General features: G+C 55.6%; 11 protein-coding genes. 3 read left to right on the forward strand and 8 right to left on the reverse strand.

Translation table 11 applies throughout. The features are described from left to right. Positions 1–13: 13 nt before the first annotated feature. From K0H79_RS02860 to K0H79_RS02875, 4 genes are read right to left on the reverse strand one after another with little or no spacing between them, the layout of a single operon-like run. Positions 14–1,027: a carbohydrate kinase gene (locus K0H79_RS02860; protein WP_220077241.1), complete on the reverse strand. Its 1,014-nt coding sequence runs from the start codon at positions 1,025–1,027 to the stop codon at positions 14–16. Continuing rightward, complete coding sequence (locus tag K0H79_RS02865) at positions 1,024–2,265, reverse strand: sugar MFS transporter (protein ID WP_220077242.1); 1,242 nt, start codon at positions 2,263–2,265, stop codon at positions 1,024–1,026. The genes K0H79_RS02860 and K0H79_RS02865 overlap by 4 nt, the downstream gene beginning before the upstream one ends. A 3-nt stretch (positions 2,266–2,268) precedes the next feature. Next, entirely contained in the window at positions 2,269–4,800 is a 2,532-nt protein-coding gene (locus K0H79_RS02870) for a GH92 family glycosyl hydrolase (protein ID WP_220077243.1), read from the reverse strand. 44 nt (positions 4,801–4,844) lie between these two features. Beyond that, positions 4,845–7,199, reverse strand: coding sequence for a GH92 family glycosyl hydrolase (locus K0H79_RS02875; protein ID WP_408733367.1), 2,355 nt, complete (start codon positions 7,197–7,199; stop codon positions 4,845–4,847). 159 nt (positions 7,200–7,358) lie between these two features. Between K0H79_RS02875 and K0H79_RS02880 the strand changes: the two genes are divergently transcribed. Beyond that, on the forward strand, positions 7,359–8,378 hold the full coding sequence (locus K0H79_RS02880; RefSeq protein WP_220077244.1) for a LacI family DNA-binding transcriptional regulator: 1,020 nt from the start codon (positions 7,359–7,361) through the stop codon (positions 8,376–8,378). A gap of 57 nt (positions 8,379–8,435) precedes the next feature. Here K0H79_RS02880 and K0H79_RS02885 read toward each other — a convergent pair whose 3' ends face one another. The 4 genes from K0H79_RS02885 to K0H79_RS02900 form a co-directional block, all read right to left on the reverse strand. Beyond that, positions 8,436–9,548: a site-2 protease family protein gene (locus tag K0H79_RS02885; protein ID WP_220078072.1), complete on the reverse strand. Its 1,113-nt coding sequence runs from the start codon at positions 9,546–9,548 to the stop codon at positions 8,436–8,438. Positions 9,549–9,633: 85 nt separating this feature from the next. After that, positions 9,634–9,978, reverse strand: coding sequence for a DUF4144 domain-containing protein (locus K0H79_RS02890; protein ID WP_220077245.1), 345 nt, complete (start codon positions 9,976–9,978; stop codon positions 9,634–9,636). Positions 9,979–9,982: 4 nt separating this feature from the next. Further along, complete coding sequence (locus K0H79_RS02895) at positions 9,983–11,653, reverse strand: DUF342 domain-containing protein (protein WP_220077246.1); 1,671 nt, start codon at positions 11,651–11,653, stop codon at positions 9,983–9,985. Between the two features lie 244 nt (positions 11,654–11,897). Further along, positions 11,898–12,923 (reverse strand): class I SAM-dependent methyltransferase, encoded by a 1,026-nt coding sequence (locus tag K0H79_RS02900; protein WP_220077247.1) that lies wholly within the window; start codon positions 12,921–12,923, stop codon positions 11,898–11,900. A 179-nt stretch (positions 12,924–13,102) separates the two neighbouring features. Between K0H79_RS02900 and K0H79_RS02905 the strand changes: the two genes are divergently transcribed. Both K0H79_RS02905 and K0H79_RS02910 read left to right on the forward strand, forming a co-directional pair. Continuing rightward, entirely contained in the window at positions 13,103–13,507 is a 405-nt protein-coding gene (locus K0H79_RS02905) for a hypothetical protein (RefSeq protein ID WP_220066702.1), read from the forward strand. Then, on the forward strand, positions 13,494–14,645 hold the full coding sequence (locus K0H79_RS02910) for a hypothetical protein (protein WP_220077248.1): 1,152 nt from the start codon (positions 13,494–13,496) through the stop codon (positions 14,643–14,645). The genes K0H79_RS02905 and K0H79_RS02910 overlap by 14 nt, the downstream gene beginning before the upstream one ends.

Raw genomic sequence — 14,645 nt, forward strand, 5'->3', positions numbered from 1 at the left:
GGTGTCTCTGCTTTCAGGTCTGGTTTTCTGTGTGCTCAAAGGACATCGGCTGGAAGGTGTCGCCCATCGAGGCCTGAAACGCCTCGGCCTCGGCGAGTCCCGGCAGTGCCGGGAAGGCACCGGGGCGGCTTACCGCCAGAGCGCCGCAGCCAATGGCAAAGCCAAGGGCATCGTTGAGGGTGGTTTCAGTTTCGAGCAGGCTATCCAGTCCATCGCGGGCGATGCAAAACAAAAGGCCACCGATAAAACCATCACCGCCTGCTGTTGTATCCACCACATCCACCTTGGGCGCTGCCAAGGTGAAGCTTTGCTTGCCGAAAAAGGCGCGTACCGGATTGCCGCCATCAGTGACCAGCAGCAACTTGCAGCCGGAATCGAGCAGGGTTTGGATAAAGTCGAGCTGATTGCTATCTGCCAAATACTCAAGTTCCTCCCTGGCAAACTTGAGCACATGGGCCTTGTGCACTAGGCGCATCACTGTCTCTTTGCAGGCGCGGTTGCCTTGCCATAAGTTGTGGCGAAGGTTCACATCCACGCTCACGTAAAGCCCGGCGGCAATGGCTTTGTCGGCCATCGACAGGGTGGCTTCTGCGCTTTGGGGCGTGGTCAGGGTGTTGCTGCACAGGTGTAAGATGGCGGTGTTTTCAAACCAACTGTTATCCACTGCGGAGGCATCAAACAGGGTGTCGGCACCGCCATCACGGTAAAAACTGAAGCTGCGGTCGCCCTCATCGTTCAAATGCACAAAGGCCAGTGAGGTGGGGGCGGTTTCGTGGCGGCCAAGCAGGCTGATGTCCACGCCGTAACGGGCCAGCGAATGGGCCAGGAAGTCGCCGAACTTGTCTTTGCCCACCAAGCCGGCAAAGCGGGCATGGCCACCGAGCTTGGCCACCGCCACCGCCGCGTTGGCCGGGGCGCCGCCCGGATATTGACGAAAGCCGGGCAGCATCAGGCCATCGTCTTCATCGTTGCCGGTACACAGAAAATCAATCAGGGCTTCACCGAAGCACAGCACCCTTTTACTCATGATGCAGTTTCTCCATGTGCCCGGTTACGGGCAAAGAAGGCATACCAACAAATGTAAAAATAACAAACGGTTGGCACGATAAAGCTCAGCTGGACACCCACATTGTCGGCAACAAGGCCTTGTATTACCGGCAATATGGCGCCGCCTACAATCGCCTGACACAGGAGGCCCGAACCTCGGCTGGTGAGTTCCCCAAGACCTTCAATGGCGAGAGTGAAGATGGTGGGGAACATGATGGAGTTGAAAAAGCCCACCGCCAGCACTGCAATCATGGCCAGCTCTCCGCTGGAAATGATGGTGACCATCAGCAGCAGGTTGGCAAACACGGCATTGGCTGCCAGCACCATGGCCGGGTTAAAGCGGCGGGTGAGAGCTGCACCGGCAAAACGGCCTATCATCGCGCCGCCCCAATACCAGGACACCAGCTCTGCGGCGCTCTTCTCATTCAGACCACCGATGCTGGGCTCGGCAAAGTAGTTCACCAAAAAGCTGCCAATCGACACCTCCGCGCCCACATAGAGGAATATCGCCAGCGCGCCCAGCAGCAGGCGTTTATGGGTCAGCAGCGATCCCGAGTGGCGATGATCTACCCCCATATCGGTCTGTTTGACCTTGCCGCCAAGGAAGATAAAGCCCACCGCAATAATGCCAATCACGGCGGCCAGCAGCAGATAGGGCAACTGCACAGCTTCGTGGGTGCCAGCGGCAGCGCCGAAAATCAGCAGGCTGCCAAACAGGGGGCCCAGCGTATGACCCAGCGAGTTCAGCGCCTGGGCCAGATTCAGGCGGCTGGCGGCAGTGCGCTCGGGGCCGAGGCGAGCCACAAACGGATTGGCGGAAACCTGCAAGATGGTGATGCCCGAGGCCAGCACAAACAGCGCCAGCAGGAACAGTTCATACTCTTCAAGGCTGGAGGCGGGGTAAAACAGCAGGCAACCTGTGGCCATGGTGCACAGGCCAAAGATGATGCCCCGCAGGTAGCCGATGCGGGCGATGATAAGCCCCGCCAGCGGCGATACCAGAAAGTAGGCGCCAAAGAAGCAGAACTGCACCAGCATCGCCTGGGTGTAGCTGAGCTCGAATATTCCTTTCAGATGCGGGATAAGAATGTCGTTCAGCGCCGTGATAAAGCCCCAGATGAAAAACAAACTGGTCATGGCACCAAACAGCAGTTGCTGATGGCTCTGAGTCGGCGTGGCGCTTTCGCTGTGGGATGGGGTGGATGAAACGAAGGCCATGGCTTAGTTTCCTGTCAGTGAAAATGAAGGCGGACGGTCGGTCTTGGCCTGGCCAAAGGCCGGGTTCGGCTTGTCTGAAAGCTTGAATTCCAGGCAGGTTTTTCGCTCTACGTAATCCGCCGGAATAAAGCTTTTCAGACTGGGTTTGCCATCAAGCACTATTTCATCAATGTAGAGTCTGTCGTTGCTGGCGCCGGGTGCGCGGATGCTGAGCTTGCCTATCTCGGCGGCTTCAAACACAGGGGCGGCCAGTACCAGCTCGGCGCGGCCCGGCAGCATGGGGTAAAGCCCCAGCGCCGAGAACACATACCAGGACGACATTTGCCCCAAATCATCCTGCCCCGGGATGCCCTTGGGCGTTGGCAGCCACAGGGTGTTCAGGGTCTCGCGCACCACCTTTTGGGTTTTATAGGCGGCGCCAGTGTGCAGGTACATCCAGGGGCTATTGATGGATGGCTGATTACTTACATCGGCAAAGAAGGCATCGTCGCGGAACAGCACATAGCTACCGTCTTGCTTGATAAAGTGGCCATCGAGCCTTGCTTCCATTGCGGCGTCGCCGCCAAGCAGCGCCGACATGCCGGCGCCATCAAAGGGCAACATCCACAGGTATTGGGCCGGACTGCCCTCAACAAACAGATGCGGACTCGCCGGGTCGAAATCGGCCTTCCAGCTGCCGTCTTTGTTGCGGCCCTGAATGTAACCAAGCTCGGCGGTGGCCTTGGGGTTGTAGAGGTTTTTCCAGTAACCGGCGCGCTTCAGCAGCTGCTTGCTCTGGCTCTCATGGCCAAGGCTTGCGGCAAGCTGCGACAGGGCAAAGTCGGCGCTCACCTGCTCCAGGGTTTCGCTGGCGCCTTCCCAGCTGTTGGATTGGTCTGAGATGTAGTTGAGCGACAACCACTGATCCAGCGAAGGCCGCTGCCCACGGCAGAACACAGGGCAGCCGGTGTCGCCAAGGTCAAACTGAGTAGGCTCGGTGGCGGCCTTGTAAAGAGACTTATAGGCGGCTTCCACTGCAAAATCATCGGCGCCGAAGGCGACAAAGTTGGCGATGGCGATGGTGGCGGGATCGCCGGACATTACCGAGGTCGCGCCCGAGTTGTGGGTCCATCTGTCCCACACGCCGCCATATTGATTGGCCTGATTGAGCATCGATTGGGCCATGTCGGAGGCGATTTTGGGCTCCATCAGGCTTATCAGCTGCAACTGCGAGCGGTACACATCCCAGAGGGAATAGTTGGCGTACTGCGCGGCTTGACCCGCGCTCAGCTTATGCACCTTGCCATCGAAGCCGGTGTATTCGCCGTTAACGTCACTGAAAAGGTTGGGGTGGTGCAGCGCATGGTAAAGCGCGGTGTAAAAGGTGGTAAGCCGGTCTTTGTCTGCCTCCGTGTTGGCGGCAACCCTGACCTTGGCGAGGGTCTCGTTCCAGCGGTTATTGGCCGCAGTTTCCACGGCACCAAAGTCTTTATGGGCCTGCTCGGCGGCCAGGTTGTGGCGGGCGTTGGCCTCACTCACGTAAGAGATCCCCACCCGCATGGTGACTTTTTGCTGCGCGGCGGTATCCAGTTCCAGCCACAGGCCTGAGCCCTTGCCAAGCTCGGGCACGCCCTTGGGGCCGTAGCCGGTGCCGCCCTCGCTGTAGCTGGCGCCCGGCAGCATCTTGTCATCCTGCCAGCCACCGCTGGAGGTTACGGGCACGTCCAGTTTGGCCACAAAGTGCAGGGTGTAATAGCTGTAGCGGTTGGCTTCGCCCAGATAGCCGCAGAAGTTGCCGCTGGTGACTGAGCCTGTGATTTCGCCGGTTTCAGGATTAAAGCGGGTGCTGGCGTGTTCGCTGCCAAGCTGATTGTAGGCGGTGCGGAACAGGAGCTTGGCGTCGGCATCTTTGGGGAAATCAAACTCGGCGATGCCGCTGCGCTCAGTGGCGCTTAAGTTCACACCAACGCCGTTATCCAAGGTAAGACGGTAACTGCCGGGGCGCACACTTTCGTTGGCGTGGCTATATCCCACGCTGTAGTAAGCGTCCATCAAATCTGTATCGGGTGAGTGCCTGATGGGTTCCAAAAACGGCAGCACAGGCACTTCGCCTGAGGCGCCGAGGCAGCCGGTGCCGGACAGGCGGGTGAAGCTGAATCCCTTAACCCGGGTGGCGTCGTAGTTGTAACCGCCGGGGGAGACGGGAATACGCACCTTTTCTTCCAGTACGCGCTTTTTCAAGCCTTCGCTTTCATCAAGCAGCGCCTGTGTGTAGGCGTGCTCGGGGCCAAAATTGAACATACCGAAGGGCAGCGAGGCGCCCACGGCCACGTTGGCCGCCTGGCGATGGTTGAATACGCCCTGGCTGCCAATCAGCGGATTAACAAAGTCCACCGGCTGGGTAATCCAGTTCGGGCCTTTGGTCGCCTCATTGGCGGCGCTGTTGCCAACCTGGCTGCGATTTGTGTCTGAGTCGTTGCTGCCGCAGCCACTGAGCGCGATGGCGCCCAGTGCGGCTGTGACGGCCAGGCCGATTAGGGTACGGGGTGTGTGCATTGTCAGTCCTTGTGTGTCCTTTCCCGTTTTGACGGTGGACGCTTTTAGTTTTTATAAGGGCTCATGGCCTTGGGGCGCGCATCAATCGCCTTGCCCCAGGCTTTGTTCGGCGTTGCTGCCATCTCAAACACCAGTTCACCACCGGCCATGATGTCGTTATGGTGCAGATAGCTGTGGCTCAGCGGCTTGCCGTTGAGGCTCACGCTGGCAACGTACAAATTGTCCTTCGACAGCCCCTTGGCGATAACCTTAAAGCGCTTGCCATTACTGAGCTTGAGGGTGACTTCCGGCAGCTGCGGCGCGCCTATCACATAGGTCATGTCCCCCGGGGTAACCGGGTAAAAGCCCATGGCGGAGAACAGGTACCAGGCCGACATCTGGCCCACATCGTCGTTACCGGCTAGGCCCGATGGGGTGTCGTTGGAGAGGGTGTCCATGATCTGACGAATACGTGCCTGGGTCATCCAGGGGGCGCCTGCGTGGTTGTACAAATAGGCGATATGGTGGCTGGGCTCGTTGCCGTGTGCGTACTGGCCAATCAGGCCGGCAATGTCTTCGTGTTCCTTGATTTTGTCGGCATGGAGCGGGCGGGTGAAAAGTTCGTCCAAACGCTCGATAAAGGCGGCATCGCCACCCTTGATGTTGATAAGGCCTGCCACATCGTGGGGTACGTAGAAGCTGTACTGGAAGCTGTTGCCCTCGGTGAAGGGGCCCATGTACTTGGCTTCTTCCACATCAAAGTCTTTATCCCAGTTGCCTTTGCTGTCGCGGCCACGGGCAAATTTGGTTTCAGGATCAAACACATTTCGCCAGCTCTGGGCACGCTTATCGAAGGCTTTGGCGATATCTGTCTCGCCCATGCTTTCGGCCATGCGGGCGATGGCAAAGTCATCGTAGGCGTATTCCAGGGTGATGGACACTGACTCTGGCAGCACATCCATGGGCACGTAGCCGTATTTCAGGTACTCGGGAATGGCATCGTAATTGGGGTGGTTGGCGGTGGCCGTCATGGCATCCAGCGCCCGCTCGCCATCAAAACCGCGAATGCCTTTTTGCCAGGCATCGCTTATCACCGACACCGCATGGTAGCCAATCATGGTCCAGGTTTCGTGGCCGTGGAACGACCAAATCGGCAGGATGCGGTCATAGCTCTGGTCGTAGTGGGCCAGCATGGAGTTAATCATGTCGGGTACGCGCTCGGGGGAAACCAGAGTCAGCAGCGGATGCAGGGCACGGTAGGTGTCCCAGAGCGAGAACAGGGTGTAGTGAGTAAAGTCGGCTTTATGGATTTCACCATCAACGCCCAGGTACTCGCCATTGACGTCCTGATACAGGCTTGGCGCCTGCAGCGCATGATAAAGCGCGGTGTAGAACTGGCGTTTTTGCGACTTGTCGCCCTTGGCTTCCATGCGCTCAAGCTCGGTTTGCCAGGCGGCTTTGGCGTCGCTGCGTACCTTATCAAAGTCCCAGTGGGGCAGCTCGCGGTTCAGGTTTTCCAGTGCATTGCTTTTATCCACCGCGGATACGCCCACCTTGACCAACAGCGGCGCCTGATGGGGATTATCGAAGCGGGCCAGTACCTTAACTGCCTTACCTGCGGTGAAAGGAATGCGGCTGTTGACTATGGTGGAGTGCTTGCCATTTTTATTGTCGAGACAGCCCATGCAGCGGTAGCGGGCGTTGTCTTCGTTAATCAGCTCGATATCGTCGAAAGGGCGGGAGAAGCGGATGGCGAAGTACATGGGGCGCTCGTGCGCCCAGCCGTTGGAGCGGCGTGAGGCGATAAGGGTGCTGTCATCCACCACCCGCACATCGCTCCAGATCACCTTATTGGCGAAGTTGTAGATGCCGTGGGTGAGATCGATAACCACATGACCTTGATCGGTTTTGGGAAAGCTGTACCTGTGCATGCCGGTGCGGGCTGTGGTAGTAAGCTCAGCATCGATTTGATAATCGGTGAGTTTTACTCTGTAGTAGCCGGGGGAAGCTTCTTCATCGTCGTGACTGAAGCGGGAACGATAGCCGCTGTCAGGGTCGGCGGCCGTGCCTGGTTCGGTTCTGGGCTCGCCGGTCAGTGGCATAATGAGCAGATCGCCCAGATCTGAGTGGCCTGTACCGCTGAAATGGTTGTGGGAGAAGCCGACTATGGTGCTGTCGTCATAATGGTAACCGGCGCAGCGTTTGTAGATTTCACTCTGGGGCGAGACGCCGCGCATCGGGTTGTCGGTATCGGGGCTTAACTGCACCATGCCGAAGGGCACTACGGCGCCGGGAAAGGTATGGCCATCGCCGCCGGTGCCAATAAAGGGGTCGACCCACTGGGTCAGATCCCCGGCCTGCACCTGAAGGCTGCCCAGCATTACGCCGGTCAGCAGCGACCATTTTGTTAACATTCCCATCCGCAGGGCTCCTCGCTGTTCTCTTTTTAAGGCAAAGGGTTAGTCTGGATAAAACAAATTTGGAACGTTCCAATTTGTGTTAATATAATGAGTCACTGGTTATAATTCAAACCCTTTTGATGCGCTGGCGACTCTTCAGACCAGACTCAGGGAACAGGAATGCAGGCAAAAACAACCAAGAAAAACGTGACTGTGATTGACGTGGCCAAGGCAGCAGGCGTCTCCAAATCCACGGTATCTCTGGTGCTGCAGGGCAGTGACAAGGTCAACCCTGCCACCCGTGACAAGGTGCAGGCGGCCATGGCCGAACTGGGCTATGTGTACAACCGTGAGGCGGCGTCGCTTCGGGGTAAGCGCTCCAATCTGGTGGCGATTGTCATCAACGACCTGACCAACCCCTACTCGGCGCAGCTGGCGGTGGGGCTTGAAGCCAATATCCGCCGGATGGGGCTGTTTTCCATGTTGGTGAACTCGGGTGAAGACAAAGATACCCAAAGCCAATTGGTGCAAAGCCTCAAAGAATACAATGTGGCGGCTTTCGTGATTTGTCCTGCGCCCGGCACAGATGCGGTCTGGGTGGATAGGCTCGCCGCCACAGTGCCGGTTATCCATATCATGCGGGAAGTGGCGGGGGCGAGCGTACCCACAGTGCAGCCCGACAACCACGCCGGCACACTGGCCTCGACCCGCCATCTGCTGAGCCAGGGTTATACCCGTATCGGCTTTTTTGGCGGTAATCAGCGTATTTCAGACTACGGTGAGCGTTTGGCGGGCTTTAAGGCGGCGCTGGCAGAAGCCGGACTCGAACCTGCAGGTGTGTGGGAAACGCCGCTCACCAATCGCCATGGCGGTCGCCTTGCCATGGCTGAGCTGCTCGCATCATCACAGCGCCCCGAGGCGCTGGTGTGCTTTACCGACATTGTTGCCTACGGTGCCATTGAGCAATTAAGGCTGCAGGGCCTTCTGCCCGGTGAAGATATGGCGATTGTAGGCTTTGACGATTTGGAAGACTCCTGCCTGATGACGCCGGCGCTGAGTAGCATCGCCATTGATGCCGATGCTCTCGGTGCTGCAGTATGTCAGGTACTGGAAGACATCCGCAGTGGCAAGCAGATTCAGGGGTTGCAGCGACTGCCGGTGCAATTGAAAGTACGGGGGTCGAGCCCACGTGCTCGTTAGCCACGGGTAAACCAAAGTAAAAAGGGCGCCAGTGGCGCCCTTTTGAGTTCTTGTCGGTCAGCTTTGCAGGATTTGCAGCGGCAGTCCCAGCAAACCATCACCCATACCGGCGAAATACCAGATGACGCCGATAAAGGCCGCCAGAGTGAGGAGATACCAGACCGTTGAGAAAATCTGCCCGTATCTGTCCAATGGGATCAAATGGCTGTGATGACGGGCGCGCCACTCAAACAGGATTTCCGCACTGCCAATCAACAGTAAAAAGCCCAGCAGCGCCAGCCCCAGACTGTAGCTCAGCCAAACGCCAAATACCGCACCGAGCACGCACAGCAACAAGCCCGTTTTGCTGTTCATGGAAAAGCTGATGCTCTTAATCACATGGCCACCATCCAGTGGCAGGATAGGCAGCAAATTAAAGAGGTTCAAGAGCGAGTTAAAGGCGGCGAGACCGGCGAAAAACGGATTGTCAGTTACCCACCAGCCCACCAAACAGGCCAGTGACATAAAAAGACCGAAGGTGGGGCCCATGATGGAGATGACCACATCCTGCCAGCGGGTGTTTATCTTGTCTTCCGACAGGGCCAGACCGCCCATAAAGGGGATCAGATAAAAGCCTTTGGTTTTCATGCCGAAGTATTTCATCGCCCGCACATGACCGTATTCGTGTATCACCAAACAGGCGATAAGCGCCAATGCAAACTGGAATGAAAACAGCCAGCTGTAGGCGGCCAGACTGGCACCTGCCAGCACGGCTTTGATGACCTTGGCACTTTTGAGCAGCTTAAAACCAAGGGAGGCCAAACCTACCAGGCTCAGCTTTTGGGTATTTTTCCGGGGCAGTTCGGGTTCCTGGCGCTCCATGTCTTTTTCGGTGCGGGTGCCTTCGGCTAGCACCTGGTCTTCGGCCAGGAGGCGATAGTTCAGCTTAAAGGGTTGCCAAATCAGATCGGTTTCGAGCCGCACTGCGATTTGCTCCGGGGCTTCCTGATTGGGCTGGTGGGATTGCAGATTGAATTCGTGTACCCGCAGGCCGTCATTCTCTACGCCAGCTGCCTTTTGTGACACTAATTGGTTATCCCAATAGAGTTCCTGCCAACCGGCAAGTGAGCCTTCCAACCTCAAGGTTTTTCCAAGACACTGAACTCTGAGCAATTCCAAAATGCACCTCATTTCCCTGCGGTTAACACGCATCTGACCGTCAACATGGCCATATACAATAAATTGGCGAGCATCATAGCGGGAAATACGGGCTTTTTCAGCCCTCCAGTGCATTGAGAAAATCGATGGCATCCATCAGAGAATATAAATGCATTTTGCTGAGGCAACAGTGACCGAGGGTGGCGCAGTGGGCGCGAATAAGGTCGTTCAGCCCCTCGGGTGGCAGGGAGGCGGTTGGGTGCCAGTGGGCATCTTCACCAAGTTCAAAGCGGTTAAAGTTGGCATCTATCAGGCTGTCGCCATATTGCAGCAGATGTTTGGAGTCAGCACAGAACCTGTGCCAATCGTTGGCGGAACCCAGCGGTAAGAGTTCGTCACAGCCCTGCTGTTTGAGCAGGGCTGGCCAGATTAACTGACGATGGGGGAGGTAACCGGTGATCATTCGCTCAGGGCTTGGCACTGTAATCGAAATGCACTTCCTGCCCCTGATTGGTGACTATACAGGTACCGTGTTCCCTTTGAGTGCGATTAAAGGCCTGACCTATATGCAGCTCGACGTTGGCAAAAATGTGTTTAAGCACTTCTACCCGATAATTGGCATAGTAATTGTCAACTTCCTGCTTGAGGGCTTCGAATCGCTGTTCTTCCAGAACGCGCTCGTCTGACATGCGTTTTTTCTGCTCCATCATCATACGCACCTGTTCGAGCATAACGGGATCGTCCTGCCATTCGCTCTTGGGCGGCAGTTTGCGGATCCGGGCGTCGATGTCGAGACAGGCAACCACCATGGACTTGACGCTCTCATCCAGGGCCTTGAGTTCGTTCTTCAAGTCGCTCAAATCCATGGCGCAGAATATTTCTGTCTTGGTGCCTGCGGTAGCGCCTATAACTACGGCGCGTACGCCCTTGGCTGCGTGGGCCTGCCCACCGACCAAATCACCGCGGCGGCCGTTGTTGTCACTGACCAACAGTTTACTCAGGGTAGTGGTGTTGCTGTGCAGCAGCTGTTTGGTCACCTGAATATCGCCTTCGGCGACGAGTTCTGAGTATTGTACAAACTGCGCGGCAATCTGGCCTTTGGCCTTGAGCACTGTGGAGTGTTTGTTATCGGCCAGTTGGCGGCCAATGACCCCTTTACTGACGATGATGTCGCCATCGGCCTCCAGCTGCGCCGAGTCGACAAAACCCATCACGGTAATGTCACCACTGGCCTTCACCTGCATGCCTTCATGCACATCGCCGGTGATTAACACCGAGCCCTTGAAGTTGACGTGGCCGTACTTCACATCCACTTCTTTGATTTGCAGCATGTCGTCAACTTGCATGCCGGTGCGGGTTTCAACCGGCTGACCTGCCACAGTGGCAATTAATTTATGGGGATCTTGGGGCGATAGCGCCGTACCTTCACCGGGGATTAAAGGCAGGTCTTTTCCGGGGGTTGGAGGCAGAGGGGTTCCTTTCACGGTAAAACCCTGTATGCCATCTGTCGCCGGGAGCTTGACCATCAGCACATCATTGGGTTTAACCGTGATAACCGAGCCCAGGTTGCGCATATCCACGGTACCGTCTTCCCGCTCCTGTGGTTGCAGCAAACGTTCCCTTGCGAGGGGTACTTTACGGTCAAGAACTGCGTTTTCACCGTTAACCGCGGGCTTACCGATGGCAATGACTTGTTTGCAACTGGCGCCGGGGGCAAGGGTGGGAATTTGTTTCAGCAGTTGCTCAATACGCACCTTGCTGAGCCCCATGGAAACGCCTTCGGCCTTTAAAGCCACCAAGACATCCTGCAGGGTAATTTGGTTACCGCCGTAGGCGGCGAAAATTTCCATCTCAGCCTGCATTTGATCCGGGCTGACCTCGATGATGACTTTGCCATTACGACGCTCGGCAATGGCAAAAAATTGCTCAAATTTGCCATCATCCTGTCCACATAGCTTGTTGATACTGATGACAGCTTTTTGGATAACGGGTTCCAGTGGACAAAGATCGGTAAAGCCGGGCAGGGCCAGCAATTCCCTTAAATCATTTTCGCTGACAGGGCCATGTGTTGCGGGGATCAGTCTGAGTTCCGCTTTAAGACCATCTTCGCTCAATTCGAGCAGTTCTGGAGCCAACATAATTATTACCCGTTTATCTGTTGTTATTTTTCTTCGAGCCGCCGGATGACGACGATAAACCCCATTTACGGCAGGGGCTTAGTCAGGGATACAGCTTTCGGAGTATAACAAGATAAACTTTCACCAAAAAAGACTTCAGTGGCTAATTTGTGCACTGATTTTCAGTTTAGTGATTTTTTTCGCAACTGGCGAATGAGGGCTGGGGTGCCAAACGCCCTGAATCAGGGCGTAGAGCATAATATTTTCAACGTTTTTTGTTGGCGTAGACCTTGTACTTGTTGTTTTCTGCCACCGTATTGACCTCCCCAAACACCTTGGCAATGGTATCTGAATAAGGTAGGTGTCGGTTGGCAACGATTTGCCAATCGCCACCTTTTTGCAGTTGCTTGTAACTGTCGGCCACAAACCGGGTTGCGATATCTGTGGTGCTGCTTAAACCGTCGTGAAAGGGCGGGTTGGAAACAATGGCATTAAACAGGCCTTCAGTCTGCGCCAAACCATCGGATGCATAGACTTTCGCCTGCATGCCATTGGCCTTGAGTGACAGCTCACAGGAAAGGAGCGCCATGGCATTGATATCCACGCACTCCAACTGAAGCTCGGGATTTTGCTGCATCAGCGCTATGGCTATCACACCGGCGCCGCAGCCGAAATCCAGCACGCGGCCCTCAAGCCTGGGCAGGTTATCCAACAGTAAAGCGGTGCCCTGGTCCAGTTGCTTGTCGGAAAACACGCCCACCATATTGCAGATTTGAATATCCCCTCCGGGCAGTGAAAGCCGATACCGGCTCACCCAATCTTCGGCAGTGGGCTTGGTTGCTTCTGCTATCAGGGTGGCACTGTACAGCAGGCAGTGTCTGGCGTTATCGATTTTACTGGCCGGGGAAAAGGCGCTGCCCAGCAGTTTATCCACTGACTTGATGCCACCTTTGTTTTCACCGGTGATCAGCAAAGTGCCATCTGGGTGCAGGTGCCACGCTGCCAATGCAAATAAATAAGGTGCCAGGGACTTGGCTTTGGGGAAATACACCACCACCACGTCGAACTTTTCATCCCGGCTCCACTGGTGACCAAACTCACAGCGAAACCCATTTTTACCCCGTGGTTGTGCCTGAAAATGATTAAAGTCGAGCGCCAGCGCCGCGACTTCGGTGCAGTGGCGAGTCAAGCTATAGCCCAGCTCGTCCGCCTCGATGTTTATTAACATAACGCGTTGATTTTCAAGCTGCTCTATGTTTCTTGTCAGGAGCTCGGAGGGATTGGTAAGCAATGTGGTGTTCTGCGTCGCGAAATTTGAGCCGATTATAGCCCATAGGCTTGGGAGTCTTCAGCCACTTTTGACGAGCAAACAACGGATTCGTCACCTACGCTATAAAAGAAGGCTACAGACTGCTTCGGGCTAATTTTTGGATGGCTGCCCGGGCGTTAGCGACCAGAAAGGGAGTGTCAATGTACCGTTTAACGACATGGATGTGGTTATTGGTGCTTAGTTTGGGAGCAAATGCCGAAATCATTGCCCATGACGAGACTCTGGCCAAAGGTCTTACGGTGTCAGAGCTGAGGTTGATTTTTTCACGGCAACGATTGTTTTGGCCTGATGGAAGCCCTATCCGGGTATTTATATTGCCGCCGGAATCTGAACTGCACAGGCAATTTTGTACAGAGTCGTTGGAAGTGTTCCCCTATGTACTGCAACGTCACTGGGACCGACTGGTATATTCGGGGACCGCCGATCGCCCCGAAATAGTCGCCTCCCCTGACCAGATGCGGCGCAAAGTAACGGAAACCCCCGGCGCAATCGGCTACCTACCGGATGAGACAACTGCAAAGGACACTGCCCATGAAAGTCACTGATTGTCTGCTGCTTTCGTTGCTCTACAGCGGTGTAACCTATGCTGATGAGTGGCAATTCAATGGCTACCTCAGCCAGGGGCTTGTGGGTGTAAACGGCAGTGACTTTTTTACCGATGGCGATGATGTGAGTGTTGCGCTGTCTGAAGCATCGCTGATGTCCTCCTGGCGCCCCACAGAGAATATTCGTTTGGCAGGCGCCCTGGTTTACCGGCAACGGGGTAATCTCAGCGATGAACATTTTCACCTGGATTACCTGTTCGCCGAATACCTTCACCCCCTCGATAATGGCTTTGCCGGCATCCGTGTTGGCCGGGTGAAAAACGAAATCGGGTTTTATTCCAGTACCCGTGACGTGCCCTTTACCCGCCCCGCCATACTCCTGCCCCAGTCCATTTATGCCGACTACTACCGCGATGCCCAGTCACATATCGATGGTGTTGGACTGTTTGGCAGTCACAGGCTGAGCAGCGGCACGCTGGAATGGAATGTCAGTGGCGGCGTGCTGCATGTCACCGATGATTTGAGCCGGAATATTCTCGGTACCCTGGATTTTGGTGAATTTGAGTCTGAGTACTTTTACTCGCTGGACCTTGATTACAGCAACGACAGCTGGCGGCTGGGCGCTAATTTGTATCAAACCAGGCTGAATTTCGAGACCGATCTGAGCAATATGAACGGCGACATTAAGTTGCTGAACTATGTGCTTTCTGCTCAGTACCGTTGGGCCCAATGGGAATTCACCACTGAATATTCTCGGGGTTGGCGAACCTTAAGCGACAACATGATGTTGGGGGAATGGGGTGCCGAGCAGCCCTATCGTGGCTATTACCTTGATGTCCGTTATCTGCTGGGAGAACGGTTGGAATGGTTTGTTCGCTATGACCATTCGGTGGAAAATCTGGACGATCCCGATGGGAAGCGTCTCGCACTGCAGGGATTGCCTGAGTATTTTGGTTACAGCAAAGATTGGAGCCTGGGGCTCAAGTGGCGTTTTGCCGACAGCTGGCTGTTAGGGGTGGAATATCACTGGGTCGAAGGCGCCTCCTGGGTACCACCTATCCTCAACAAAAATCCCGCAACACAGGACGAAGACTGGTCCATTTTTGCGCTGCAACTCTCGTATCGATTGCAATGGTGA

It is taken from the genome of Shewanella sp. FJAT-52076 (assembly GCF_019457455.1).
In the GTDB taxonomy this organism is placed as follows: domain Bacteria; phylum Pseudomonadota; class Gammaproteobacteria; order Enterobacterales; family Shewanellaceae; genus Shewanella; species Shewanella zhangzhouensis.